Consider the following 25472-nt stretch of genomic DNA (forward strand, 5'->3'; position numbering starts at 1 on the left):
TCCATGCCGGATTCCCGTCCCGACGCGCCCGATGCGCGCCAGCTCGCGCAGACCCTGGACTTCTGCCTGCGCGTGGGCGAGGTGCTGCTCTCCTCGGGAGCCGGTGCGGCGGACGTGACGGCGACGATGCGCGCGGTGGCCCAGTCGCTCGGCGTGCGCAATCCCCAGGTCGACGTCACGTTCACTTCGCTGGCGATGAGTGTGCAGACGCTGCCGGACGACCCGCCGGTCCTCCAGATCCGCTCGGTGAACCAGCGCGAGATCGACTACGAGGACCTGACCCGGGTCGACCACCTGGTGCGCGACGTGGTCGCCGGCCGGGTCGAGCTGACCGATGCCCGGGCGCGGATCGCGCGGATCGTGTCCTCGGGGCATGCCCGGCACCGGTGGGCGGCGACCGTTGGCTGGGGCGTGATGTGCGCCGGCATCGGCCTCCAGCTGGGTGGTACGGCGGCGGTGATCGCGGTCGCGTTCGTCGCGGCGGTCGCCATCGACCGTTCGCAGCACGCGATGACCAAGAGGCGGGTGCCGTTCTTCTACCAGCAGATCGCCGGTGGTGCCATCGCGACGGTCCTAGCGGCCGTGGGGACCCGGGTCGCCGAGCCGGTGGTGCACCTCGACGCCTCTCTCGTGGTCAGCGCGAACATCATCATGCTGCTCGCCGGGATCGGCTTCATGGGAGCCATCCAGGACGCGTTGTCCGGCTTCTACGTCACCGGGGTGGCGCGCCTGCTCGAGGCGATCCTCGCGACGGCCGGGATCATCGCCGGCGTCACCGGCGGCCTGAGCCTGGCCGCGACCGTCGGCTTCGAGCTGCCGGCACTCGAACCGGCCCGGACCGACCTCGTCGGGGTCAGCGTCGCCGCGGTCGGTGCCGGCGTCGGCGCCGCGGCGTTCGCATTCGCGTCGTACGCACCCCTGCGCACGCTGGTCCCGATCGGGCTGCTGGCGGCGGTCGCGCTCGTGGTGACCGAGGTCGTCGCCCAACAGGACTTCGGCCGCCCCTGGTCGACGGGCGCGGCGGCGTTCGCGGTCGGCCTGGTGAGCTACACGGTCTCCGGGCGGCTCCGGGTGCCCCCGCTGGTCGTCGTGGTGCCCGCCATCGTGCCGCTGCTGCCGGGACTCTCGATCTACCGAGGCCTCTCGCTGCTGAGCGCGGAGGACAACCCGGCCGTCGGCGCCGGCCTCTTCGCCCTCGTCACCGCGATCTCGGTTGCGATCGCTCTCGCTGCCGGCGTGATCCTCGGCGAGTACGTCGCCCAGCCCGTCAAGCGGGAGGCCCGCCGGGTCGAGAACCGGCTCGCCGGCCCGCGCCTGGTCGGCGTCACCCGCACCAAGGTGCGCGACGGGTGGCGGCGCCGCCGTACGTCGGACCGCCCGGCATCAGGCGACTAGCTCAGACGACCTTCTTGCCCGGCAGCACGTTCTTGGACACCAGCGCGACGACGTCCTGGTAGCGCGAGCCGGTGACCTTGGCGAAGTGGTGCAGCACGTGGGCGTCGATGCCGACGAGCACCCGGGCCTGGTTCTTGAGGATGCCGCGGACGATGATCTGCGCGGCCTTCTCCGGCGTCATCCGCGCGAGCTTCTTGTCGAAGAGCTCGGCGGTCGCGCGCTTGTCCTCCTTGTCGGAGACGCGCGCGTTGCGGGCGATGGCGGTCTTGATGCCGCCGGGGTGCACGGAGGTGACCCCGACCTTGTGGCCGGCGATGATCATCTCCTCGCGCAGCGCCTCGGTGAACCCGCGGACGGCGTACTTGGTCGCGTTGTAGGCGCTCTGGCCAGGCATCGACACCAGGCCGAACAGCGAGGAGAGGTTGACGACGTGGCCGTCGCCCGACTCGATCAGGTGCGGCAGGAACTCCTTGGTGCCGTGGACGACGCCCCAGAAGTTGATGCCGACGATCCACTCCATGTCCTCGTAGGACAGGTCGGCGACGTCGCCCGCGAGCGCCACCCCCGCGTTGTTGATCACCACGTTGACGCGGCCGAACTGCTCGGCGACCGCCGCGGCGTACGCCGTGAAGGCCGCCCTGTCGGCGACATCGAGCCGGTCGGAGCGGACCTCTGCGCCCGTCTGCTTCACGAGCTCGACGGTCTCGGCGAGGCCGGCCTCGTCGATGTCGGCGAGGGCGAGGAGCGAGCCGCGGTTGGCGCACTCGACGGCCAGTGCGCGGCCGATGCCGGACCCGGCACCGGTGATGACGACGACCTTGTCCTTGAGGGTCTTCATGCGGAAACGGGCTCCTTCGTGGTGAGCGGCGTGACGTCGTATCGGTCGGCGTCGAAACGGGACAGGTGCTGGCGGAACATGAACGTTTGGCCCGGCCACAGCGTGGTGTTGTGGCCGAACTTGTCGAGGTACCACGAGGCGCAGCCGCCGGTCTGCCAGACGGTCGGCTCCATCCGCTCCCGCATCCGCTGGGTCCACTCGGCCTGCGCCTCGGCCGTCGGCTCGACGGTCGCGAGGCCGTCACGGCGCATCGCCTTGACCGCCTCGACGACGTAGCGGATCTGGGACTCGATGATGAAGATCATCGAGGAGTGGCCGAGGGCCGTGTTGGGGCCGACGACCTGGAACAGGTTGGGGAAGCCGTGGATGGTCGTGCCCTTGTAGGCGGCCATCCCGGCCTCGTCCCAGACCTCGGCCAGCGTGCGGCCGTCGCGGCCGGTGATGTGCTGGGCGATCGGCGGCTCGGTGACGTAGAAACCGGTCGCCACGACGAGTACGTCGATCGGCCGCTCGGTGCCGTCAGCGGTGACGACCGCGTCGGCGGTGACCTTGCTGATGGGCTCGGTGACGAGGTCGACGTTGTCCTGGGCGAGCGCGGGATACCACGCGTTGGAGATGAGGATCCGCTTGCAGCCGGCGCGGTAGTCGGGCGTGACCTTCGCCCGGAGCTCGGGGTCCTTGATCGCCTTGGCGATGCTGCCCTTCACCTGGCCCTCGACGACCTTCATCAGGTTCGGGAAGCGGGTGAACGCGGGCGCGCGGGACTCGAGGGTCGCGTAGATGAAGGCCCGGTAGGCACGCTGGGCGAGCGGCACCCGGCGGAACAGCGTCTTCTGCCAGTCGGTGTACTTGTGCTCGTTGCGCGGGATGATCCAGTTGGGCGTGCGCTGGTAGACGTCGAGGTGGCCGACGATCTTCTGGAGCTCGGGCACGATCTGGATCGCGGACGCGCCGGTGCCGATGACCGCCACCCGCTTGCCGGTCAGGTCGACGTCGTGGTTCCAGCGGGCCGAGTGGAAGATCTCGCCCTGGAAGGAGTCGATGCCGTCGATGTCGGGCATCCGCGGCTCCGACAGCCCGCCGGCGCCGGCGACGACGGTGCGGGCGGCGTACGTGCCGTTGGTGGTCTGCACCTGCCACCGCTGGGCGGCGTCGTCCCAGGTCGCGTCGAGGACGGCGGTGTCGAGCACGACCCGGTCGAGCACGCCGGACCGGGCGGCGACCTTGTCGATGTAGGCCTTGATCTCCGGCTGGGGGGAGTAGTGCGAGGTCCAGTCCGGGTTGAGCGCGAACGAGAACGAGTAGAGGTGGCTCGGCACGTCGCACGCCGCGCCCGGGTAGGTGTTGGCGTGCCAGGTGCCGCCGACCTCGGTGTCCTTCTCGACGACGACGAAGTCGCGCTCGCCCGCCTCCTGCAGCTTGATCGCCGCGCAGAGGCCGGCGAAGCCCGCGCCGATGATCAGGTGGTCGACCTCGACGGGGCGCCCGGTGGTGGTCTTCTTGGCCATGGCACGACGGTATTGCGGCTATTGAATATGTGTCAATAGAATGGGTGACGTGACCGTGACCACGCCGCGCATCCGGCTGACCCCCGAGCAGCGCCGGGAGCAGCTGCTCGACCTGGGCGTCCAGATGCTCGCGACCCGCTCGCTCGAGGAGCTGTCGATCGACCGGCTCGCCGAGGCCGCGGGGATCTCGCGTGGCCTGCTCTACCACTACTTCGGCGGCAAGCAGGGCTTCTACGAGGCGGTCGTGCAGCGCGCGGCCGACGACCTCTACGCGCAGACGGAGCCGCCCGCCGAGGGCGACCAGCTGGAGCGGCTCCTCGCGTCGATGGCGGCGTACGTCGACTACGTCGCGGCCAACCGGGCGGGCTACAGCTCGTTGGTGCGGGCCGCCGCGGGCGGCAACGAGGCGCTGCGCGCGATCTACGACACGACGTTCGCGGCGCTCGCCGAGCGCTTCTTCGCCGAGGACCCCGCGGGCGAGCTGCTCCCCGACACCCCGGCCAACCGGACGCTGGTGCGCGCCTGGCAGGCGATGGCGGAGGAGCTCACGTTGACGTGGTGCGCCGACCCGACGGTCATGAGCCGCGACGAGCTGCTGCGCGTCCTCGCCGGCTCGCTCCCTGCGATGATCGAGATTCTCTGACGCTGGGAGGGAACCCGACCGCCGGCGCCGGACATGAAGGGGTGTGACGGCGAGTGAGCTCGGGACCGACGAGGCGGCGGAGGTGACCGACCCGGACCTGGCCGCACGGCTGCGCGCGGGCGACCGCGAGGCGATGGGCGAGGTCTTCGACCGCTACGCCGACCGCGTCTACACCTTCTGCTTCCGGCGCACCGCGTCGTGGGTGGTCGCCGAGGACGCGATGGCGACCACGTTCCTCGAGGTGTGGCGGATCCGGGCGCGGGCCGCGGCCCACGACGGCGACCTGCTGCCGTGGCTGTACGGCGTCGCGGCCAACGTGTGCCGCAACCACCTGCGCTCCGCGCGCCGCCAGGGCGCCCTGCGCGGACGCCTGCGCGCGGTGGCGCTGGACGAGGCCGACCACGCCGACGACGTCGCCGAGAGGGTCGACGACGAGCGCCGGATGGCGACGCTGCTCGACGCGGCCGCCGGGCTGTCCCACCGCGACCGGCAGATCCTGACGCTCGTCGCGTGGGAGGGGCTGAGCTACCAGCAGGTCTCGGTCGCACTCGACATCCCTGTCGGCACCGTCCGCAGCAGGCTCTCGCGCTCCCGGGCGCGGCTCGCACAACTCATGGAGACGGACAGGAGCGAGTCATGACGATCCCCGAGGGACGACTGAGCGACAGCGCGCGGGCGCGGCGGCGCGCCGAGCTGATGGAGGCGATCACGAGCGACGACCGGGGGCGGCGGTGGATCGCCCCCGTCGCAGCCGCGGCTGTCGTGGCGGTGGTCGGCGGAGCGGCGTACGGCGTCACCGCGCTGCGCGGCTCCGGCCCGGGCGAGGCGGAGCCCGCCGGATCCGGCTCGGGGTCCGTCGGCGAGACCGTCGCGTCCGAGACGCAGGCCGCCCCGACCACGTCCGCGCCGACCGAGGAGGCCTGCGAGAGCGAGGCGCCCGGCAGCGCGCGGCGGATGATGGGGCAGTCGATGCGGCAGCAGATGGCGGACTACCGGGAGCAGCTGCCGGTGGTGCAGGGCTTCCGCGACGTCCTCGCCGCCCATCTCGACCCGAGGGGCGAGCACCTCGAGCGCAAGGCGAGCAACGTGCAGAGCTCCGGGTCCGCCTGCAGCCTGACGGCTCTCGGCACGAAGGTCGGCTGGGCGACGCCCGGCGCGAGCGGCCTGGGCATGGTGCAGGTCGAGGTCTCCACGGGCGGCGACCTGACGCAGGTGCACATGGCCCACGGCGGATGGCGACGGCTGCCTGTCGACGTCGCCGGCATCGCCTCGGCCGAGCAGGTGCAATACGACGGGGGCTTCGCCGTGCAGGTGGTCCGCGACGACGGGCTCACCGTCGCGATCGACGCCAACCTGTTGTTCGGCAACAACTCGCTCGAGCCGATCGACGCGTTCCCGTTCGGCGTGGCCGAGCTGGTCGAGACCGCCGCGGACCCCGCCCTGAAGCTGCCCTGACGACTACTTCGAGGGCTGCGGAGTCTTGCACTCGACCTTCGGGTTCACCCCGAAGTAGTTGAGCGGTCCCGCGACGATCGTCAGTGCCGTGTCGCCGAACGTCTTGCACGACACCTCTCGGTTGTCGCTGAAGTAGTCCCGCTGGAACGCGGCGAGCACCCCGATCAGCAGCCAGATGACCACGAGTGCGCCGATGATCCCGCCGCCTCTCGCCATGACGTCCACCTCCTGGACGCCGGCCGAGCGCCCGACTCGACCGGCTGTCCGGGAGGTACCCCGGTCACCCGGGGCACATCCCGTGCGGGGTCAGGCGAGCACCGCGGCGAGCTGGTCGAGACCCCAGTTGAGGTCGTCGGCCGAGATCACCAGCGGGGGAGCGAGCCGGATCGTGGAGCCGTGCGTGTCCTTGGCGAGCACGCCGCGCGCCATCAGCCCCTCGCAGACCTCGCGACCGGTGCCGAGGGCGGGGTCGATGTCGACGCCGGCCCACAGACCGCGGACCCGGGTGGCGACGACGCCCTTGCCGATCAGTGCCTCGAGGCGTTCGCGGAGCACCAGCTCCAGCTCGGCGCCGCGGGTCTGGAACTCGCCGGTCGCGAGCATCGCGACGACCTCGGAGCCGACGGCGCAGGCGAGCGGGTTGCCGCCGAACGTCGAGCCGTGCTGGCCCGGCTTGAGCACCCCGAGCACGTCCTTGTTGCCCACGACCGCGGACACCGGGACGATGCCGCCGCCGAGCGCCTTGCCGAGGACGTAGAGGTCGGGCACGACCTCCTCGTGGTCGCAGGCGAACGTGCGGCCGGTGCGGCCCAGGCCCGCCTGGATCTCGTCGGCGACGAAGAGGACGTTGTTGCGGGTGCAGATCTCGCGCACGGCGCGCAGGTAGCCGGCCGGCGGGATCAGCACGCCGCCCTCGCCCTGGATCGGCTCGACGAGCACGGCCACCGTGTCGGGGGTGATCGCGGCCTCGAGGGCCACGGCGTCGCCGTACGGCACCGTGTCGAAGCCGGGCGCGAACGGGCCGAAGCCGTCACGCGCGTCGGGGTCGTCGGAGAAGCCCACGATGGTGGTCGTGCGGCCGTGGAAGTTGCCGGCCGCGACGACGATGCGGGCGCGGTCGGCGCCGACGCCCTTGACGTCGTAGCCCCACTTGCGGCTGACCTTGATGGCGGTCTCGACGGCCTCGGCGCCGGTGTTCATCGGGAGCACCAGCTCCTTCCCGCACAGGTCGCCGAGCCCGGCGCAGAAGTCCGCGAACTTGTCGTGGATGAACGCGCGGCTGGTCAGCGTGAGCTGGTCGAGCTGGGCCTTCGCGGCACCGATCAGCCGCGGGTGGCTGTGGCCGAAGTTGAGCGCGGAGTAGCCGGCGAGCAGGTCGAGGTAGCGGCGACCCTCGATGTCGGTCATCCACGCCCCCTCGGCGTGGGCGACCACGACCGGCAGCGGGTGGTAGTTGTGCGCCGTGCGCGCCTCCGCGCGCGCCACCTCGTCGGGCGTGCCCATGCTCGGGGTCGTGCCCAGGCCGTCGGCCGTCGTGCTCATGTCGCCTCCTCGTTCCGTCTCCGGGATTGTCTGACAATCTGGCAACCACGGTAACGCACGGCTTGGCCCATTCGTACATCGACGGCGCGGACTTTCCTTTACGTTTCCGTTGTCTGGCTCGGCGACAGGAGCTCCCACCCGTGAACAGCCGTACGACGACGCGCGCCTTGGTGCTCGTCGCCACCTTCTTCAGCCTCGTCCTCAGTGGCCTCGCCGCCCTCGCCCCGCCGGCCTCGGCGGAGGGCGAGGTGACCGTCACCTGGCCGGAGATCACCGCGTTTAACCCGGACACCACTGACTACGTCATCGACGTGCAGTGGGATGGCACTGGGACGCTGTGGCTACAGAGCCACGGTGAGCATCGAACGTTCTTGGACGAGATCACGTCGCCGGGTCCAAGGGTCATCGACTTCCCGGTCCACGACCAGAGCGGGTGGCTGAAGCTCTCGGTCTTCCTCTGTACCGCCGCGGGCTTGAATCACCAATGCGTGAAGGTCGCTGACTCGCCCCTGCTCGACGTCGCGAGGTCGCCTACCGGCCCGATCGAGCCGAGCGTGGTCTCGGTCGACTGGCCCGAGATCACTGGCTTCAATCCCGACACGGGCTCCTACGTGCCGAAGATCGAATGGGACGGCCGTGGGTCACTATTCCTGTTCCACAGGTACGGGGGCCACGGAGATTTCGGGCGGTACGACGAGATCCACGTGCCAGGGCCTTATGCCGTCGACCTTCCGGTGGAAGGAGCCGGCGACACGTGGGACCTCGCGATCGCCTGGTGCCCAGGGGCGGTGTTCGAGTCCGAGTACTGCACCACGCTCGGACAGCGGCTCAACATCGGCGTGTGGCGCGCGTTGGACATCGACTTCGGCGTGACGGCGGTGAAGGCATGGGGCCCGACCAAGTCGTTCCCCGTCCAAGTCGCGACCCCGATCGATGATCCGATCGAGGCGACTTGGCAGGTGCTCGATCAGGGCGAGGTCGTAGCCGACGGCTCGAGCACCTTCCACCGTGGGGAGCCTCTTCCGGCCCTCGGAGCCCTGCCTCAGCTCGTGGACGGCCGCGAGTACGAGGTCCAGGTATCCGTAGCGGCAGACACCGAAGCATTCGGCCGACTCACCGGATTGGACACCGTGCCGATCCGCTGGGACTCACAGAACCTCTCCATACCGACAACTGGCGCGTGTTGTGCGTTCGTTGAGGGAGTCGACGAGTTCTTTCCCGCCACGGATGGATATCTCGACACGTTCGAGTTCCGCAGCTCGAGATCCACCGAGAGTGTGGCGATGGACGTAGTGATCCGTGACGTCCGAGGTGCGGTGGTCTTCGATGGGGAGGCGACGCGTCTTCCGGACGGCCTGCGGATCGCGTGGGACGGGCGAGACGATGCGGGCGCGACCGTGCCGGAGGGTGAATACGTCGCCGAGGTCTCGATAACGGACGCGGTGGGCAACGTCTCGACCCACGAGCGGGTCGTCCGCGTCTCGGACCGGGCGATCGTACAGAAGACCTTGCGCATCCCGGTCGGCGTCGATGAGTCGCGGTTCGCGCGCGACCGCGTCGGCTGCGGCCGCCTGGTGCGGCCCGCGCGTGCCGAGTGGCCAGAGTCCGTTGGCTACTACACGCCGGAGGCCTGCCGCGCCGACGCGTTGTACTCCATCGGCACGAGACACCGCGTGAAGCTGCCGGACTCGTTCACGGGCACTTACGGGAACTCGCGAATCACGGTCGTCGGCGGGAAGTCGCGACTCGAGAAGCGGTCCCAGTTGCTTCTGGAGCACTACGCCGAAGGCGATCCGGACCAAGTGACCTACGTGAGAGGTATCGACGGCAACACCGGGCCCCATGTCGGCCATTGGACGCCAATTCGTCCGCGAACGTTCGAAGGAAGGGACGGTCGATACCTCACCTGGGGAATCCGGGCTCGTCAGGGAAGCCGGTACGACGTCCGCCGCTTCGTCATCGAGGTCGAGTACGACGTCCTGGAGTGACCGCCCGCTCGGCCCGCCGTTATGACGTCTGTGACAGGAGCACGCCCGTGAAGATTCGCCTGACTCGCCTGGCCCCGATCGCCGTGGCGCTCGCGAGCCTCGTCCTCGGCGTGCTCGCGTACGTCGCCCCACCGGCGTCTGCGGAGGGCGAGGTCACCGTCACCTGGCCGGAGATCACCGCGTTCAACCCCGACACGACCGAGTACATCGTCAACATGCAGTGGGACTCAGGTGCGATGTTCCTGCAGCTCAACGGGGAGTACCCGGAGCGGGTGCCCGCCCCCGGCGATCATCTGGTCGACTTCCCCGGCTCCATGGTGAACGACCACGTCGAGCTCTACGCGTACTGGTGTCCGACCGAGGTCGTCGACGCCAACTCTTGTCAGCTGGTGTCGGCCACGGTCGTCTCTGTCTGGAACAAGCTGGATCTGCGAATGGATGCCCGCTCGAGACTGGGTCCCTCGTCACAGCTGTCGTTCTTGGCCACCGATCCCATTCTCTTTCCGCGCACTACTGCCGACGTCCATTGGGAGATCCGGGACGGGGCGGTGGTTGTGGCCGAGGCGACCCACGAAGACCTGATGAAGGACTACTACTTCGACCTCCCAGCAATCGGAAGCCAGCCTGCTCTCGAGGATGGACATTCGTACCAGCTGGCCCTCTCTGCGCGCATTGATCACCCGTCGTTCGGCGAGCTGGTGGGCGAGCTGGGCCCTCGCACCTTCACGTGGGACGAGTCGATCCATGCGGACCTCACCACCCAGGTGAAGGAGGGAGACAACTGGGTAGCGGGGGACACCTTCTTCCCCGCCATGGACAGCTATCTCGACTCGATCCGGCTCGTCCCCGTGTCGTCGCACGAAGAGCTGCGGATCGTGGACGCCACGGTGCGTGACGCAACAGGTGAGGTCGTCGACGCGCTGTTCACCGCTGGCGACGAGTGGAGGGGCGTCACGTCCGACTGGGTGGTCGTGCCGGCCGGCGTGTACACGATCGAGGCCGTCGTTCGCGATCTCGCAGGCAACCAGGCGGTTGCGACCTCGCAGATCACCATCGACGATGCCCGAGTCGTCGAGAAGGTGTGGCGTCGCAGTTTCGCCCCGGCAGACACGATCGTGCGGCGCGAAGTCGAGAACTGTGGCCGGTTGCGACGGCCAGCGCGCGCGGCGTGGCCGGGCTCGATGGGTCTCGATACGATGGCGTGCCCCGACGGCCGGTGGAGCCAAGTCACGGTGTTCCATCGGGTCGCGCTCCCCGACTCGTTCTACGACGAGCGCGGTCTTCTCCGCCTTTCCGTCGTCGGCGCCGCAGCGCGGACCCGGCCGCGGTCGGGCCTTCGTGTCTCCCACGAGGGAGACGACTTCCGGGCAGGGAGTGAGTACGGCACGTACCGCGGCGCCTGGCGCTGGGGCGGTGGGTTCCCCCGCGAGGGCGCCATCTTCGAGTGGACGGCCATGGTCGAGGGCCGGGCGAGGTACGACATCCGGAAGTTTATCGTCGAATCGACCTACCACGTCCTCGAGTGACCGCTGCCCGATAACGATTGGTCGGCGCTCACCCCCGCCGGGGACAATGGGCGGGCTGTGAACATCACCTACCCGCCCGACCTCCCGGTCAGCGCCCGCCGCGACGACATCGCGAAGGCGATCCGTGACCACCAGGTCGTGATCGTCGCCGGCGAGACCGGGTCCGGGAAGACCACGCAGTTGCCGAAGATCTGCCTGGAGCTGGGCCGCGGGACGCCCGACGACAAGGGCCGGCCGCGGATGATCGGGCACACGCAGCCGCGGCGGATCGCCGCGCGGGCGGTGGCGGAGCGGATCGCTGAGGAGCTCGAGACCGAGCTGGGGGAGACCGTCGGCTACCAGGTGCGGTTCACCGACCGTACGTCGAAGGCCAGCCGCGTGAAGCTGATGACCGACGGCATCCTGCTTGCGGAGCTCCAGCGCGACCGGATGCTGCGCCGCTACGACACGATCATCATCGACGAGGCGCACGAGCGCAGCCTCAACATCGACTTCCTGCTCGGCTACCTCAAGCAGCTGCTGCCGAAGCGGCCCGACCTCAAGCTCGTCATCACGTCCGCGACGATCGATCCGGAGCGGTTCGCCGAGCACTTCTCCGACGGCGACGGCAAGCCCGCGCCGATCATCGAGGTCTCGGGCCGCACCTACCCGGTCGAGGTCCGCTACCGCCCGCTCGTCGAGCTGCCGGAGGCCGACGAGGAGGGCGAGCCGATCGTCCGGGACCAGACCGAGGCGATCGTCGACGCGGTCAAGGAGCTCTCCGCCGAGGGCGCGGGCGACGTACTCGTCTTCCTGCCGGGCGAGCGAGAGATCCGCGACACCGCAGAGGCGCTGGCGCCGCTCGCCGCCGACGAGCGCAACCCGCGCGGAGTCGACGTACTGCCTCTCTACTCGCGCCTGTCCGCGGCCGAGCAGCACCGGGTCTTCGCGCCGGCGAAGAACTCGCGCCGCCGGGTCGTGCTCGCGACCAACGTGGCCGAGACGTCGCTGACCGTGCCGGGGATCAGGTACGTCGTCGACACGGGCGTCGCGCGCATCTCGCGCTACTCCGCCCGCACGAAGGTGCAGCGCCTCCCCATCGAGCCGATCAGCCAGGCGTCCGCGAGCCAGCGCTCCGGTCGGTGCGGGCGCGTCGCGGCCGGCATCGCGATCCGCCTCTACTCCGAGGAGGACTTCGAGTCGCGGCCGGAGTTCACCGACCCGGAGATCCTGCGCACCAACCTCGCCTCCGTCATCCTCCAGATGACCTCCCTCGGGCTCGGCGACATCGGCCGGTTCCCGTTCGTCGAGCCGCCCGATCGGCGCAACGTGCAGGCCGGCGAGCAGCTGCTCGAGGAGCTCGGAGCTATCGCGGCCAACTCGAAGGACCATGGCGGCCGATTCGGCGAACCACGAGGTACAACTCGGCGGCTGACGAAGGTCGGGCAACGGCTCGCGCGGCTGCCGGTCGACCCGCGGCTGGGGCGGATGCTGATCGAGGCCGAGCGCCTCGGGTGCGTGCGCGACGTGCTCGTCATCGTCTCCGCGCTCTCGGTGCAGGACCCGCGCGAGCGGCCCGGCGCCGACCAGCCGGCCGAGCAGGCCAAGGCCGACCAGGCGCACGCCCGGTTCAAGGCCGAGGGGTCGGACTTCCTCACCTGGCTCAACCTGTGGCGCTACCTGCGCGAGCAGCAGCGCGACCTGTCGGGCAGCGCGTTCCGCCGGATGTGCAAGCGCGAGTACCTCCACTACCTGCGCGTCCGGGAGTGGCAGGAGCTCGAGGCACAGGTGCGGCAGGTGTGCAAGGAGGTCGGGATCCGGATCGAGAAGGGTCGCGGCGACCCTGACGCGGACGGGATCCACCAGGCGCTGTTGTCCGGTCTCCTGAGCCACATCGGCGCTCTGGAGGAGCGGGTTTCGACAGGCTCAACCACCGGTGGCAAGCCCGGGGCGAAGGGCCGCGACCGCAGGCCGGGGCCGCGGGAGTACCTCGGCGCCCGCGGAGCGAAGTTCGCGATCTTCCCCGGCAGCGGCCTGGCGCGGAAGAACCCGCAGTTCCTGATGGCCGCCGAACTGGTGGAGACCGGCCGGCTGTGGGCGCGGCAGAACGCCGAGATCAAGCCGGAGTGGGCCGAGCGCATCGGCGCCCACCTCGTGAAGCGGACCTACAGCGAGCCGCACTGGTCGCGGAAGCGTCAGCAGGTGCAGGCGCACGAGCGGGTGACGCTGTACGGCGTACCGCTCGTCGCCGACCGGGTCGTCTCCTACGGGAAGGTCGACCGCGAGCTGTCGCGCGAGATCTTCATCCGGCACGCGCTGGTGTACGGCGAGTGGTCGACCCGCCACGACTTCTTCCACCGCAACCGCAAGTTGCTGGAGCAGGCCGAGGAGCTCGAGCACCGCGCGCGGCGGCGCGACCTGGTGGTCGACGAGCACACGCTGTTCGAGTTCTACGACGACCGGGTCGGGCGGGACGTCGTCAGCGGCGCGCACTTCGACCAGTGGTGGAAGCAGGCCCGGCGCGACGACCCCGAGCTGCTGACGTTCGACCCGGCGATGCTGACGCACGACCGCGCGGCCGAGGTGACCGAGGCCGACTATCCGGAGCGCTGGCGGGTCGGCGGCAGCGCCGACGAGGGCCTGACGTTCAGCATCGGCTACCACTTCGAGCCCGGCGCGGTCGATGACGGGATCACCATCGACATCCCGGTCGGCACGCTCAACCGGGTCGAGGACGACGACTTCTCCTGGCTGGTACCGGGCCTGCGCGAGGAGCTGGTCACCGAGCTGCTGCGCAGCCTGCCCAAGCAGCTGCGGGTCAACTTCGTGCCGGCGCCCAACACGGCGCGCGAGTTCCTCGCCAACGTGCCGCCGGGGGAGGAGCCGCTCCTCGACGCGCTCGAGCGCTACCTGCGCTCGACGACGGGGGTGCACGTGCCGCGCGATGCGTGGGGCATCGACGCCCTGCCGCCGCACCTGCGGCCGACCTACCGCGTCGTCGACGACCACGGCAAGGAGCAGGGCCGTGGCAAGGACCTGGACGCGCTGAAGGCGCCGCTGCGGCCGCGGTTCGAGCAGGCCATGGCGGAGGTCGCCACGGACAGCGGGCTCGCGCGCACCGGCGAGACGGCGTGGGTGTTCGGCGACATCGCCGAGACCGGCACCTGGACCCGCGCAGGCCACGAGGTCGCGGCCTACCCCGGTCTCGACGACGAGGGCGCGACAGTCGGGCTCGGTGTCTTCGGGTCGGCGGACGAGCGCGACGCGCGGCACCGGCTCGGCGTCGCGCGCCTCTTGCTGATCGCGCTCGGGTCGGCGCCCCTCAAGGGTGTCGTGGAGGGCCTCTCGATGCAGGAGAAGCTCGGGCTCGCCGGCACGCCGTACGCCTCCGTCGACGCGCTCGTCGCCGACTGCCTGCGCGCCGTCGTGATGGACGCGCTCGACGCGGCGGGACCGGTCCGCACCGAGAAGGAGTACGACGCGCTGCTCGCGCGCGTGCGGGCCGACGCGCCCGCCGCGGTGCGCGCCACGCTCGGTGACCTGCTGCGGGCGCTCGACGCCTGGCGTGCGACCGACAAGGTGCTCGGTGGCCGGGCCGACATGCGGCTGCTGCCCGCGCTCACCGACCTCCAGGGCCAGCTCGGGCGGCTCGTGCACGACGGCTTCGTCGGGGAGGCGGGGGCGCAGAGGCTGCGCCGCTACCCGGTCTACCTCGACGCGATGCGGCGCCGCCGTACCCAGCTCGACGAGGGCGGCTCCGCCGTACCGCGGGACCAGCAGCGCCTCGACCGGGTGCAGCCGCTCCAGGAGGCCTACCTGCAGCGGATCGCCGCGCTGCCCGCCGGCCGCCCGCCGTCGGCCGGGCTCCGGCAGGTGCGGTGGATGCTCGAGGAGTTCCGGGTCTCGCTGTGGGCGCCGGAGCTCGGGACCGACGGCAAGGTCAGCGACGTGCGGATCCTGAAGGCGTTCGACCAGCTCCGCTGAACGTCCGGTCGTAGTCTGGGTGGGATGTCTGAGCGCCCTCACCACAAGCCCTCGCCCCGCACCGGCGACTTCTTCGACGACTTCGTCGGCGGGAGCGACCCGGCGCTGGTGAGCGAGGCCGCCGACCGGGCCGCGGCGCTGCTGGTGAGGGGCGCGCGCGACGAGGGCGACGCCGCCGTCGCCGAGCGGATCGTGCACCTGGCCGACACCGAGGGCATCGAGGCGATCGCCGAGCTGTGGTCCGCGGCGCCGGCCGAGTCCTTGGCCGGCTGCCTGTGGCGGCTCTACCTGCTGCGGTCGTGGGTCCACGCCGACCCGGCGACCGTCGCCCGGGAGTACGACGCCGGCCGGCACGCCGCCGAGTTCGCCCGGGTGGTCGCCGGGGTCGCCGACCCGCCGGGACCCGACGAGCTGCGGTCGATGATCGACGAGGTGCTGCGCGGCATCACCGGCGGCGACTTCGCCGACGTGCTGTTCCGGGCCGCGGCCTTCGCGCGCGTGGTCGCCACGGGGCGGGCGTCGCTGCCCGGCACCGGCGACGGCGTACGGCGGATGCTCGTGCTCGGCGAGCAGCTGGAGGCCGCGGGCCACCTCGAGCTCGCCAGCCGCCTGGGCTGAGGCGCTCGCTCGCCGACGCGGCAGAATACGCCCTCCCCCGCTTCGCTCCTCCGGTGCGTTTCTGCCGAGTCGGCTCGCGGCATCGGTCGCTTCGCTCCCTCGCTCGCGACCGCCTAGTAACGTTGGGGGTCGAGCACGCCGGGCTGCGGCAGCCCCGGGTCCCAAAATTAGCCGCCTAGAGCGGCCACGCGCCGTGAGGCGCTCCCGGTCCGGCGTGCTCGTTCATCTCGGTCTCGGGCCTGTCGGTAAGGTGTCCGGACCATGGCGAACGACGGACGACTGACCTGGCGCACGTGGACCGTCGTACTCGTAGTGGCCGTCGCGGTGGTGGTCGGCATGCTCGTGTGGGGCGAGGCCGACACCACGGACGACGACGGCCCCGGCCCCGGCCCGACCGCGACGGCGTCGACCAGCGCGACCCCGATGAGCACCCTCGTGTTCGCGGTCTGGGGCACCGAGGCGGAGGTCGCGGCCTATCAGCGCGTCGTCGACGACTACAACGACAAGTCGACGACCGTCGACGTGACGATCGAGGCGTACGACGACCCGCAGGCCCTCCAGGACGCGATCGACGCGGGCGAGGTGGAGCCCGACCTCTTCCTGATCCGGCACCAGGACCTGCCCGAGACGATGGCGGCCGGCCGCAACCAGCCGCTGCAGGACCTGCTCGACGCCCGCGACGTGCACACCAGCGACGGCTTCTCGCGCGACGCGGTGATCTCGTTCTCGGCCGAGGACGACCTCCAGTGCATGCCCTACACGGCGTCGCCGATGGTCATCTACTACAACACCGACCTCATCGACTTCGACCGGATGGAGGAGCGCGAGCTCCCCGTGCCCAACGAGGAGCGCACGAGCTGGACGCTCGAGGACTTCCGTGCCGCGGCCGAGTTCGCCAGCCGGCCGCGCAACCACGCGAAGGGCGTCCACATCGCGCCGACCCTGACCGGCCTCGCGCCGTTCATCTACTCCGGCGCGGGCCACCTGTTCGACGACGAGGCCGAGCCGACGTCGCTCGCCCTCGGCGACGACGACGCGTCGGGCGCGATGCGCGAGACCCTCGAGGTCCTCCGCGACCCGCACCTGACGCTGACCGACCAGCAGCTCGAGCAGCGCTCGCCGCTGGAGTGGTTCCAGGCCGGCAAGCTCGGCATGATCGCCGGCTACCGCGACCTCACCCCGATCTTCCGGCAGACCGAGGATCTCCGCTTCGACGTGATGCCGATGCCGGTGCTCGGCTCGGCGGCGACGCTCGGCGAGCTCAACGGCGTGTGCGTGACGGCCGGCGCCCGCGACCGGGTCGGGCAGGCGGCCGACTTCCTCGTCACGCTGGTCAGCGACGACGCCGTCGCCGAGCTGACCTCGACCGGGTCCGTCGTACCGACCAACCTCAGCGTCGCGCTCACCGAGCCGTTCCTCCAGCCCGGCCAGCAGCCCGACAACGCGGCGGTGTTCACCTCGACCCGCCGCTCGATCCAGGCGCTGCCGCTCAGCGTCGACTGGACGCGGCTCCAGGCCCACGTCGGCGCCTCGATCGCCGCCCTGCTGAGCCAGCCGGTGCTCGACGACCTCGACGCGCAGCTCGACCTCATCGACGAGATGTCGCGGGCGGTGCTCGATCCCGACTACGTGGAGGAGTCGGAGACCCCGTCCGACGACGCGCTCGACCCGCCGGACTCCTCGGACTCGTCCGACGACGACGTCTCGACGACGGTGCCGGACTCCTCGGACTGACGCCGGCCCCGGCTCGGGCGGACCAGGGTGTCCTTCTCGGCCTCGGCGTCGAGGACGGCCTGGGCCAGCGCCGCGGCGGTCAGGCCGACCTGCCACGAGCGGGCGCCGAGCGCCCGCAGCTGGTCGATCAGCGCCTCCAGCAACGCGACCGGGTCGCGGGTCGAGGGCGGGGTCCACATCGCGCGTCGTACGGTGTCCGGGGTCAGCAGGTTCTCGACCGGGAGGTCGTTGGCCGCCGCGATCTCGGTCACCGACGCCCGCGCCAGCTCGAGGCGACGGGCCGCGACCGGGTCCTTCTCGGCCCAGGCGCGCGGGGACGGCGGGCCGTCGCCCCGGGTCACCCGGGTCGGCAGGTCGGCCTCGTCGGCGTCGACGGCCTCGCGGATCGCCGCCAGCCACTCCTTCGCGTAGCGCGACGCGCCCCGGCCGTGGAAGCCCTGGGTCGACATCAGGGCACCGCGGTCGGTGGGCAGCGCGGTGGCGGCCGCGACGATCGCCGAGTCGGGGATCAGGCGGCCGGGGGTGACGTCGCGCTCGCGGGCGATCCGGTCCCGCGTCTCCCAGAGCGCCTTGACCGCGCCGAGGGCCCGGCGGCCGCGCACCTTGTGCAGCCCCGAGGTACGGCGCCACGCGTCCACGCGCGGGGTCACCTCGAAGCCCCGCAGGTGCTCGAACTCCTGCCGCGCCCAGTCGTCCTTGCCGGCTTCGACCAGCTGCGACGCGAGCAGCTCGCGCAGCTCGACCAGCACCTCGACGTCGAGGGCGGCGTACTCCAGCCAGGGCGCGGGAAGCGGGCGGGTCGACCAGTCCACGGCGGAGTGCTCCTTGAGCATCTGCACGCCCAGGAGCGTCTCGACCAGGGTCGCCAGTCCGACGCGGGGGTAGTTGAGCAGCCGGCCGGCGAGCTCGGTGTCGAAGAGCGCGGCCGGGCGCAGCCCGACGTCGGCGAGGCAGGGCAGGTCCTGCGTCGCGGCGTGCAGGATCCACTCGGCGTCGCCGATCGCCTCCTGCAGCGGGGCGAGCGACTCGAGCGGGATCGGGTCGATGAGCGCGGTGCCGGCGCCGTTGCGGCGTACCTGGATCAGGTAGGCGCGGTTGGAGTAGCGGTAGCCCGAGGCGCGCTCGGCGTCGATCGCGACCGGACCGGTCCCGGCAGCCAGCGCCGCGCAGTAGTCGGCCAGCGCCTCCGCGGTCTCGATGACCGGGGGGAGGCCGTCGGCGAGCCGGAGCAGCTCGACCTCGGGCGCCGTCTCGGCCTCGACGTCGACCGCGGTGTCGGCGTCCGTGGGGCTCGGGTCCTGCGTCAACTTCCGGCGCCCCGCTGACCTCGCCGGGACGGCATCACCGCGACCCCGTCGGGCACCGGCTCCATGCCGCCCGCCGTGCAGAGGAGCTCGCCCCACGCCTCGACGTGGCGAGCGAGGTCGGGCACGTCGTGGGGCGTCCAGGACGCGCGGATCTCCAGCTGGGCGGAACCGCCGTCGTCGGACATGCTGCCGTAGCTCTCGGTCTGCACCCGGGTCACGGTGCCCGAGATCGCGCCGTACTCGGCCCCGTGGGCCTCGAGGGCGTCGGTCAGCCAGGTCCAGCCGACGTCGGTGAGCAGCGGATCGGTGGCCAGGTCGCCCTCGATCTCGGCGCGGCAGTAGGCGACGCACCGGAAGGTGCCGTCCCAGGCGGCGTTGCCCGCGGGGTCGTGGAGCACCACGATCCGGCCGGTGGCGACGTCCTCGCCGTCGACGGTCACGTCCGCGGAGAGGGCCGTGGCGTGGGGTGCGATCCGCTGCGGCGCGGGCATCTCCTCGCAGTACACCTCGGGGCGGAGGACCGCCTCGCGGAGGCTGGCCACGGCAGCGGCGAACTCAGGGGGCACGCCGGCTCCCTGGTGCGTCTCCTCCCGGGCCACCATGAGGTCAGATTAGGTCCAACGGCCCGGTTTTGAGGTTCAGGCGCGCCGCCTGAGAGGCTGGGAGGCGTGGGTGACCTCAGTCAGAGCGCGTTCCTGAAGGCCCTCCGGGGGGAGCAGGTGCCGCACACGCCGGTGTGGTTCATGCGGCAGGCGGGCCGCTCGCTGCCCGAGTACCTCAAGGTGCGCGAGGGCGTCGCGATGCTCGACGCGTGCGCCACCCCGGAGCTGATCGTCGAGATCACGCTCCAGCCCGTCCGCCGCTACGGCGTCGACGCGGCGATCTTCTTCTCCGACATCGTGCTGCCGCTCAAGGCGGTCGGCGTGGACCTCGACATCGTGCCGGGCGTCGGGCCGGTCGTGGCCTCGCCCGTCCGCACGCTCGCCGACGTGGAGGCGATCCCGGACCTCACCCCCGAGCACGTCCCGTACATCACCGAGGCGGTCTCGACCCTCACCGGCGAGCTCGCGAGCGTCAACGGCGGTACGCCGCTCATCGGCTTCGCCGGCGCGCCGTTCACCGTGGCGTCGTACCTCGTGGAGGGCGGCCCGTCGAAGGAGCACGCGAAGACCAAGGCGATGATGTTCGGCGCCCCCGACGTGTGGGACGCGCTGATGCAGAAGATCGCGGGCATCTCCGCAGCGTTCCTCGAGGTCGAGGTGGCGGCCGGCGCGTCCGCGATCCAGCTCTTCGACTCCTGGGCGGGCGCGCTGACGCCGGCCGACTACGGGCGCTACGTGCGGCCGCACTCGGCGCGGGTGCTCGAGCGGATGGGCGAGCTCGGCGTACCGCGCATCCACTTCGGTGTCGGCACCTCCAACCTGCTCGGCCTGATGGGCCGCGCCGGCGCCGACGTCGTGGGCGTCGACTGGCGCACCCCGCTCGACCAGGCGATCGCGCTGGTGGGTGACCGCGGCGTCCAGGGCAATCTCGACCCGACGCTGGTGTTGGCGCCGACCGACGTGATGACGTCCCGGGCTGCCGAGATCATCGAGGCCGGGCGCGCCGCCAAGGGCCACGTGTTCAACCTCGGCCACGGCGTCATTCCGTCGACCGACCCCGACCAGCTCGCGCGGCTGACGGAGTTCGTGCAGTCCTACCCGCTCGACTGAACGCCGGGGCTCAGCTCGCCCGCGCCGCCTGGTACTCGCCCGCGAGCGCGACGAGCGTGTTGTGCAGGTCGCGGACCGGCAGCGGGGTCTGCAGCGACTTGCGCTGCCGCAGCACGAGGTTGACCACGGTCTGGTCGCCCGCGATCGGACGCGCCTCGATCAGCCCGGCACGCTCCAGCGGGTCGCCGAGCACGCTGTAGTCGGGAAGCACGGTCACGCCGAGACCCTCGGCGACCAGCGCCTTCCCCATCTCGGCGCCGTCGGTGTGGTGGCAGGCAAGGGGTGGCTGCGCACCGAAGATCCGGTGCACGTAACGGTGCATGAGATAGCCCGCGCGCATCATCACGAACCGCTCCGGTCGGAGGTCCTCGACGCTGACGTGGGTCTGCGCAGTGAGGGGATGCCCGGCGGGGAGCACCGCTACGGGCCGGCCGACGATCAGGTCGGTCCCGACCAGGTCGATCGGTGCGTCGTCCCCGTCCAGCACGTTGACGAGGCCGAGGTCGAGCGAACCCTCGGCCAGCCCCTCGTCGATCTGCGCCTGTTGCAACGTCAGCACCTCGACGGTCGTGCCGGGCAGGCGGTCCTGGAAGGCCCGGACCGCCGGCACCAGGAGCGTCGAGGTGGCCGCGTGGACCGTGCCGAGGCGGATCAACCTGCTGTCCGTCCGCTGGTCGCCGGCGGCGATGCGGAGCCGGTCGACGGCGGCAAGGACCTCGACCATGTAGGGCAGCAGGTCGCGCCCCTCGCGGCTGATCTTCGCGCCGGACCGGCGCCGGTCGAGCAGGGTGACGCGGAGCTCGCGCTCGAGCTTGGTGACGGCCTCGCTGAGCGCCGGCTGCGAGATGTGGAGCTTCTCGCTCGCTCTGCGTAGGGAGCCGTGCTGCGTCACGGCGGTGAGGTACTGCAGCTGTTCGATCCGCATTTCTTCGTTCCGTTCGGGGGTCAGGGTGCCCGGAGTGGTGGTCGGCCGCCCGTGAAAGGGGCCGCCGATGTCTCCGTCTGCGACTCCTGCACTTCGCGTCCTTGCCCGTGCGCCAAAGACAAGTAACTCTGTAGACAAACGTTAGCAGAACGCCTCGATCAGACCGGGAGACATTCCATGAGCAGTGCAGGAAGCGACCGCGCGTCGTACGGACCGTCGTTCCACGAGCCCCTCAAGTTCGCCTACTGGGTGCCTAACGTCAGCGGCGGCCTGGTGGTCAGCAAGATCGAGCAGCGCACCGACTGGGGCTACGACTACAACGTCAAGCTCGCCCAGCTGGCCGAGAACAACGGCTTCGACTACGCGCTGTCGCAGGTGCGCTACATAGCGTCGTACGGCGCCGCCTACCAGCACGAGTCGACGGCCTTCAGCCTCGCGCTCACGCTCGCGACCGAGCGCCTGAAGGTGATCGCAGCGATCCACCCGGGCCTGTGGCAGCCGGGCGTCCTCGCCAAGTGGATCGCCACGGCCGACCAGATCACCGGCGGGCGGATGGCGATCAACGTGGTGTCGGGCTGGTTCAAGGACGAGTTCACCAAGCTCGGCGAGCCGTGGCTCGAGCACGGCGAGCGTTACCGCCGGTCCGAGGAGTTCATCCGCTATGTCCGGGAGATCTGGACATCGGACAACGCCGAGTTCAACGGCGACTTCTACAACCTGCACGACTTCGACCTGAAGCCGAAGCCGGTCATCACCGACTCACGGCCGCACCCCGAGATCTTCATGGGCGGCAACTCCACGGACGCGCGCGGGATGGGGGGTCGGGTGACCGACTGGTACTTCGCCAACGGCAACACCCCCGAGGGCATCCACGAGCAGATCCGGGACGTCACCGACGTAGCGACGGTCCACGGCCGCATCGTGAAGTTCGGGGTCAACGGGTTCCTGATCGGCCGCGACACCGAGGCCGCCGCCCGCGACGTGCTGCGGGAGATCGTCGACAAGGCCGACCGCGAGGCCGTTGAGGGCTTCGGGGCGGCGGTCAAGCAGGCCGGCCAGTCGACCGGCGACAAGAAGGGCATGTGGCAGGACTCGGAGTTCGCCGACCTGGTCCAGTACAACGACGGCTTCCGCACCGGACTGATCGGCACGCCCGAGCAGATCGCCACCCGGATGATCGAGTACAAGAAGCTGGGCGTGAACCTCTTTCTCCTCGGGTTCCTCCACTACCACGAGGACGTCGAGTACTTCGGCCGCGAGATCCTGCCCCTCGTCCGCGAGCTCGAGGCCGCGGAGCTGGAGCGGGTCTGATGACGTCGCGATCGGTGGTCGAGGAGGTCGCCCGGCGACCGTCGCTCGGCCAGGCCGGACGGGTACCGGTGCTGACCGCCACCGAAGCGGTCGCCGTCGCCCGGGACGTCGGCGCGCGGCTCGCGACCGGAGCGGGGGAGCGGGACCGGTACCGGGTCCTGCCGACCGAGCAGCTCGACGAGCTGTCGGCCTCCGGACTGCTGGCGGTGACCGTCCCCCGCGAGCACGGCGGGGCGGGCCTCGGCGCCGCGACCCTGGCCGAGGTGGTGCGCCACCTCGCGGCGGGCGACCCCAACGTCGCCCAGATCCCGCACAGCCACTTCGTCTACGTCAACGCGCTGCGCCAGCAGGGCACCGCCGACCAGCAGGCGTTCCTCTTCGCAGAAGTGCTCCGCGGCAAGCGGTTCGGCAACGCTCAGTCGGAGATCAAGAGCCGGCACCTCCGGGAGCACGCCACGACACTCCGCCCGGTCGGACCGACGGGCTCCGGCGGTACGGCGCGCGAGTGGCTGCTCGACGGGGAGAAGGGCTACGCGACCGGGGCGTTGTTCGCGCACTGGATCCCGGTGCTCGCCCACCTCGGCGAGAACGGACCGTTGCACGTCGCCTGGATCGAGCGGCACGCCGAGGGCGTCACGGTCGTCGACGACTGGGACGGCGTCGGTCAGCGGACCACGGCGTCCGGCAGGGTGCTCCTCGAGGGCGTGCGCGTCCCGGCCGACCGGCTGACGCCGTACCACCTGACGTTCGAGCGGCCGCAGGTCTACGGCGCGTTCGCCCAGCTGCTGCACGCGGCGATCGACGCGGGCATCGCGCGGGCGGCGCTCGCCGACGCCGCGGAGTTCGTCACCACGAGGAGCCGCCCCTACCCCGACGCCGGCGTCGAGCGCGCCGCCGACGATCCGCTCGTCGTGCACGCGTTCGGCGAGCTGGAGCTCCAGACGCGCGCCGCCGAGGCGCTCGTCGCCGAGGCCGGACGCGCGGTCGACCGGGCCTCCGCGGCCGGGGCGGGTCTCACCGCGGAGGCAGCCGCGGAGGCGAGCCTCGCGGTCGCCGCGGCGCGCGCCGCCACCACCGCTGCCTCCCTCGACGCCGGAAGTCGGCTCTTCGAGGTGTGCGGCACCCGCTCGGCGCTCGCCGGGTTGGCGCTCGACCGCCACTGGCGCAACGCCCGCACGCACACCCTGCACGACCCCGCGGCATGGAAGGTGCAGCACCTCGGTCGCTACGCGGTCGACGGCACCCTCCCGCCCAACAACGGACAACTCTAGGAAGGTTGCGATGTCCCTGAAGTTCCACTGGTTCCTGCCCACCAACGGTGGCGACGGGAGGCACGTCGTCGGCGGTGGCCACGGCCTCACGCCCGGCCGTGCAGGCCGCCCGGGCGACGTCCCCTACCTGACCCAGGTGGCGCGAGCGGCCGAGGACAACGGCTTCGAGGCCGCGCTCACCCCGACCGGGGCGTGGTGCGAGGACGCCTGGCTGTCGACAGCGATGCTCAGCCAGACGTCGGACCGGCTGAAGTTCCTCGTCGCGTTCCGGCCCGGTCTGGTCTCCCCGTTCCTCGCCGCGCAGATGGCCGGCACCTTCCAGAACCTGACGGGTGGGCGCCTGCTGCTCAACGTCGTCACCGGCGGCGAGCCGCACGAGCAGCGGATGTTCGGCGACTTCCAGGACAAGGACGCCCGCTACCGCCGGTGCGACGAGTTCCTCGAGATCGTGCGGCGGCTCTGGGCCCGGGAGACCGTCGACTTCGACGGCGAGTTCCTGAAGGTCGAGGCTGCGTCGCTCGACCAGGTCCCCGATCCCGTGCCGGACATCTACTTCGGAGGCTCCTCGCCGGCCGCCGGAACCGTGGCGGCGAGGCACGCCGACGTCTACCTCACCTGGGGCGAGCCGCCCGAGGCGGTCGCCAGGAAGATCGCGTGGATCCGCGAGCTCGCCGACGCGGAGGGCAGGGACGCGCGCCCGATCCGCTTCGGCATCCGGATGCACACGATCACCAGGGACACCCCGGAGGCCGCGTGGTCCGAGGCGGACCGGCTGCTCAGCCAGATCCCCGCCGACGCGATCAAGCGCGTGCAGGAAGGCCTGCGTCGCAGCGAGTCGGAGGGCCAGCGGCGGATGCTCGCGCTGCACGGCGGCAGCACCGACGACCTCGAGGTCTATCCGAACGTGTGGGCGGGCGTCGGTCTGGTCCGCGGCGGCGCCGGCACGGCGCTCGTCGGCAGCCACGAGCAGGTCGCCGACCGGATCCAGGAGTACGCCGAGCTGGGCATCGAGGAGTTCGTGCTGTCGGCCTATCCGCACCTGGAGGGGGCGTACTGGTTCGGCGAGGGCGTCCTCCCGATCCTCGCCGACCGGGGACTCTGGAAGGACGAGCGCCCCGACCGACACCACAACGCCGCGGTCCCGTTCGCGACCGCCGGGAAGGCCGCCTCGTGAGCACACCAGCCCTGATCCAGCAGACCGGCCTGCTCGCCGGCGCGTTCGCCACCAACCAGGACCTCGACCCCGGTGCCCTCCGGCAGGCGTTCGGCGTGTTCCCGAGCGGTGTCGTCGCCGTCGCCGCCGAGGTGGACGGCCGGCCCGTCGGGCTCGCCGCCAGCTCGTTCACCTCGGTCAGCCTCGACCCGCCACTGGTGTCGTTCTCGATCGCGACGACGTCCAAGACCTGGCCGGACCTCCGCCGCGCCGACCACCTCGGCGTCACGATCCTTGCCGACCACCACGGCGACGTCTGCCGGCAGCTCGCCGGGCCGGTCGCCCACCGGTTCGACGGGGTGCCGTTCTCGGTCTCGTCCGCCGGCGCGGTGACCGTGGACGACGGCCTGGCCCGGTTCGACTGCACGATCTACCGCGAGGTCGAGGCCGGCGACCACACGATCGTGCTGCTCGAGCTGCACGCCGTCGATCACCCCGACGAGCCGCGATCGGCCTCGTCGCCGCTCGTGTTCCACCGTTCGGGCTTCGGTCGGCTCCACCGCTGACCACCCGACCTCGACTC

At 71.3% G+C, this 25472-nt stretch carries 21 protein-coding genes; 14 read left to right on the plus strand and 7 right to left on the minus strand.

Annotation, left to right across the window (positions count from 1 at the left end; genetic code table 11):
* Positions 1-3: 3 nt before the first annotated feature.
* Positions 4-1395, plus strand: a complete 1392-nt coding sequence (locus tag HNR19_RS03630) for a threonine/serine exporter family protein (RefSeq protein ID WP_179666665.1) — start codon at positions 4-6, stop codon at positions 1393-1395.
* A 1-nt stretch (position 1396) separates the two neighbouring features.
* Here the strand turns inward: HNR19_RS03630 and HNR19_RS03635 are convergent, their stop codons facing one another.
* The gene (locus HNR19_RS03635) at positions 1397-2233 is read right to left on the minus strand and encodes an SDR family NAD(P)-dependent oxidoreductase (RefSeq protein WP_179666666.1); all 837 of its coding nucleotides are present in this window, start codon (positions 2231-2233) and stop codon (positions 1397-1399) included.
* Positions 2230-3741, minus strand: a complete 1512-nt coding sequence (locus HNR19_RS03640; RefSeq protein WP_179666667.1) for a flavin-containing monooxygenase — start codon at positions 3739-3741, stop codon at positions 2230-2232. Before HNR19_RS03640 ends, HNR19_RS03635 begins: the two co-directional genes overlap by 4 nt.
* 40 nt (positions 3742-3781) lie before the next feature.
* Here HNR19_RS03640 and HNR19_RS03645 point away from each other — a divergent pair, with 40 nt between their 5' ends.
* The 3 genes from HNR19_RS03645 to HNR19_RS03655 all read left to right on the plus strand — a co-directional run bounded on the left by HNR19_RS03645 (position 3782) and on the right by HNR19_RS03655 (position 5839).
* Entirely contained in the window at positions 3782-4384 is a 603-nt protein-coding gene (locus HNR19_RS03645) for a TetR/AcrR family transcriptional regulator (RefSeq protein WP_179666668.1), read from the plus strand.
* Positions 4385-4466: 82 nt separating this feature from the next.
* Positions 4467-5024, plus strand: a complete 558-nt coding sequence (locus HNR19_RS03650) for a sigma-70 family RNA polymerase sigma factor (protein WP_179666669.1) — start codon at positions 4467-4469, stop codon at positions 5022-5024.
* Positions 5021-5839: a hypothetical protein gene (locus HNR19_RS03655; protein WP_179666670.1), complete on the plus strand. Its 819-nt coding sequence runs from the start codon at positions 5021-5023 to the stop codon at positions 5837-5839. Before HNR19_RS03650 ends, HNR19_RS03655 begins: the two co-directional genes overlap by 4 nt.
* 3 nt (positions 5840-5842) lie before the next feature.
* Here the strand turns inward: HNR19_RS03655 and HNR19_RS03660 are convergent, their stop codons facing one another.
* Both HNR19_RS03660 and rocD read right to left on the minus strand, forming a co-directional pair.
* Positions 5843-6055: a hypothetical protein gene (locus HNR19_RS03660; RefSeq protein ID WP_218910138.1), complete on the minus strand. Its 213-nt coding sequence runs from the start codon at positions 6053-6055 to the stop codon at positions 5843-5845.
* Positions 6056-6145: 90 nt separating this feature from the next.
* Positions 6146-7381 carry an ornithine--oxo-acid transaminase gene (gene rocD, locus HNR19_RS03665; protein ID WP_179666672.1) on the minus strand — a complete coding sequence of 412 codons (1236 nt, stop codon included), beginning with the start codon at positions 7379-7381 and terminating at the stop codon, positions 6146-6148.
* A 140-nt stretch (positions 7382-7521) separates the two neighbouring features.
* Here rocD and HNR19_RS23400 point away from each other — a divergent pair, with 140 nt between their 5' ends.
* The 5 genes from HNR19_RS23400 to HNR19_RS03690 all read left to right on the plus strand — a co-directional run bounded on the left by HNR19_RS23400 (position 7522) and on the right by HNR19_RS03690 (position 17210).
* Positions 7522-9369: a FlgD immunoglobulin-like domain containing protein gene (locus HNR19_RS23400; RefSeq protein ID WP_179666673.1), complete on the plus strand. Its 1848-nt coding sequence runs from the start codon at positions 7522-7524 to the stop codon at positions 9367-9369.
* A gap of 47 nt (positions 9370-9416) precedes the next feature.
* Positions 9417-10895, plus strand: a complete 1479-nt coding sequence (locus HNR19_RS03675) for an Ig-like domain-containing protein (protein ID WP_179666674.1) — start codon at positions 9417-9419, stop codon at positions 10893-10895.
* Positions 10896-10898: 3 nt separating this feature from the next.
* Complete coding sequence (hrpA, locus tag HNR19_RS03680; RefSeq protein WP_218910434.1) at positions 10899-14858, plus strand: ATP-dependent RNA helicase HrpA; 3960 nt, start codon at positions 10899-10901, stop codon at positions 14856-14858.
* A gap of 24 nt (positions 14859-14882) precedes the next feature.
* Positions 14883-15476, plus strand: a complete 594-nt coding sequence (locus HNR19_RS03685) for a hypothetical protein (protein WP_179666676.1) — start codon at positions 14883-14885, stop codon at positions 15474-15476.
* Between the two features lie 261 nt (positions 15477-15737).
* Positions 15738-17210: an extracellular solute-binding protein gene (locus HNR19_RS03690; protein WP_179666677.1), complete on the plus strand. Its 1473-nt coding sequence runs from the start codon at positions 15738-15740 to the stop codon at positions 17208-17210.
* Here HNR19_RS03690 and HNR19_RS03695 read toward each other — a convergent pair.
* Positions 17102-18517: a ribonuclease D gene (locus HNR19_RS03695; RefSeq protein WP_179666678.1), complete on the minus strand. Its 1416-nt coding sequence runs from the start codon at positions 18515-18517 to the stop codon at positions 17102-17104. The genes HNR19_RS03690 and HNR19_RS03695 overlap by 109 nt on opposite strands.
* Positions 18514-19119 carry a DUF3000 domain-containing protein gene (locus HNR19_RS03700; RefSeq protein ID WP_179666679.1) on the minus strand — a complete coding sequence of 202 codons (606 nt, stop codon included), beginning with the start codon at positions 19117-19119 and terminating at the stop codon, positions 18514-18516. The genes HNR19_RS03695 and HNR19_RS03700 overlap by 4 nt, the downstream gene beginning before the upstream one ends.
* Before the next feature lie 66 nt (positions 19120-19185).
* On the opposite strand from HNR19_RS03700, the gene hemE reads away from it, so the two are divergent.
* The gene (hemE, locus tag HNR19_RS03705; protein ID WP_343047033.1) at positions 19186-20229 is read left to right on the plus strand and encodes a uroporphyrinogen decarboxylase; all 1044 of its coding nucleotides are present in this window, start codon (positions 19186-19188) and stop codon (positions 20227-20229) included.
* A gap of 10 nt (positions 20230-20239) precedes the next feature.
* Here hemE and HNR19_RS03710 read toward each other — a convergent pair whose 3' ends face one another.
* Positions 20240-21154, minus strand: a complete 915-nt coding sequence (locus HNR19_RS03710) for a LysR family transcriptional regulator (protein WP_179666680.1) — start codon at positions 21152-21154, stop codon at positions 20240-20242.
* Between the two features lie 177 nt (positions 21155-21331).
* Here HNR19_RS03710 and sfnG point away from each other — a divergent pair, with 177 nt between their 5' ends.
* From sfnG to HNR19_RS03730, 4 genes are read left to right on the plus strand one after another with little or no spacing between them, the layout of a single operon-like run.
* Positions 21332-22465, plus strand: a complete 1134-nt coding sequence (gene sfnG, locus HNR19_RS03715; protein ID WP_179666681.1) for a dimethylsulfone monooxygenase SfnG — start codon at positions 21332-21334, stop codon at positions 22463-22465.
* Positions 22465-23736 (plus strand): SfnB family sulfur acquisition oxidoreductase, encoded by a 1272-nt coding sequence (locus tag HNR19_RS03720; RefSeq protein WP_179666682.1) that lies wholly within the window; start codon positions 22465-22467, stop codon positions 23734-23736. The genes sfnG and HNR19_RS03720 overlap by 1 nt, the downstream gene beginning before the upstream one ends.
* A gap of 10 nt (positions 23737-23746) precedes the next feature.
* Entirely contained in the window at positions 23747-24910 is a 1164-nt protein-coding gene (locus HNR19_RS03725; RefSeq protein ID WP_179666683.1) for an LLM class flavin-dependent oxidoreductase, read from the plus strand.
* Positions 24907-25455, plus strand: a complete 549-nt coding sequence (locus tag HNR19_RS03730; RefSeq protein WP_343047034.1) for a flavin reductase family protein — start codon at positions 24907-24909, stop codon at positions 25453-25455. The genes HNR19_RS03725 and HNR19_RS03730 overlap by 4 nt, the downstream gene beginning before the upstream one ends.
* The last annotated feature ends 17 nt before the right edge of the window (positions 25456-25472 follow it).

Origin of the sequence: Nocardioides thalensis (assembly GCF_013410655.1) — a bacterium.
GTDB lineage: Bacteria > Actinomycetota > Actinomycetes > Propionibacteriales > Nocardioidaceae > Nocardioides > Nocardioides thalensis.

Coding starts and splice junctions, on each gene's coding strand:
- HNR19_RS03630 (WP_179666665.1), top strand. CDS start 4: ATGCCGGATTCCCGTCCCGACGCGCCCGATGCGCGCCAGCTCGCGCAG.
- HNR19_RS03635 (WP_179666666.1), bottom strand. CDS start 2,233: ATGAAGACCCTCAAGGACAAGGTCGTCGTCATCACCGGTGCCGGGTCC.
- HNR19_RS03640 (WP_179666667.1), bottom strand. CDS start 3,741: ATGGCCAAGAAGACCACCACCGGGCGCCCCGTCGAGGTCGACCACCTG.
- HNR19_RS03645 (WP_179666668.1), top strand. CDS start 3,782: ATGGGTGACGTGACCGTGACCACGCCGCGCATCCGGCTGACCCCCGAG.
- HNR19_RS03655 (WP_179666670.1), top strand. CDS start 5,021: ATGACGATCCCCGAGGGACGACTGAGCGACAGCGCGCGGGCGCGGCGG.
- HNR19_RS03660 (WP_218910138.1), bottom strand. CDS start 6,055: ATGGCGAGAGGCGGCGGGATCATCGGCGCACTCGTGGTCATCTGGCTG.
- rocD (WP_179666672.1), bottom strand. CDS start 7,381: ATGAGCACGACGGCCGACGGCCTGGGCACGACCCCGAGCATGGGCACG.
- HNR19_RS03685 (WP_179666676.1), top strand. CDS start 14,883: ATGTCTGAGCGCCCTCACCACAAGCCCTCGCCCCGCACCGGCGACTTC.
- HNR19_RS03690 (WP_179666677.1), top strand. CDS start 15,738: ATGGCGAACGACGGACGACTGACCTGGCGCACGTGGACCGTCGTACTC.
- HNR19_RS03700 (WP_179666679.1), bottom strand. CDS start 19,119: ATGGTGGCCCGGGAGGAGACGCACCAGGGAGCCGGCGTGCCCCCTGAG.
- HNR19_RS03710 (WP_179666680.1), bottom strand. CDS start 21,154: ATGCGGATCGAACAGCTGCAGTACCTCACCGCCGTGACGCAGCACGGC.
- sfnG (WP_179666681.1), top strand. CDS start 21,332: ATGAGCAGTGCAGGAAGCGACCGCGCGTCGTACGGACCGTCGTTCCAC.
- HNR19_RS03720 (WP_179666682.1), top strand. CDS start 22,465: ATGACGTCGCGATCGGTGGTCGAGGAGGTCGCCCGGCGACCGTCGCTC.
- HNR19_RS03725 (WP_179666683.1), top strand. CDS start 23,747: ATGTCCCTGAAGTTCCACTGGTTCCTGCCCACCAACGGTGGCGACGGG.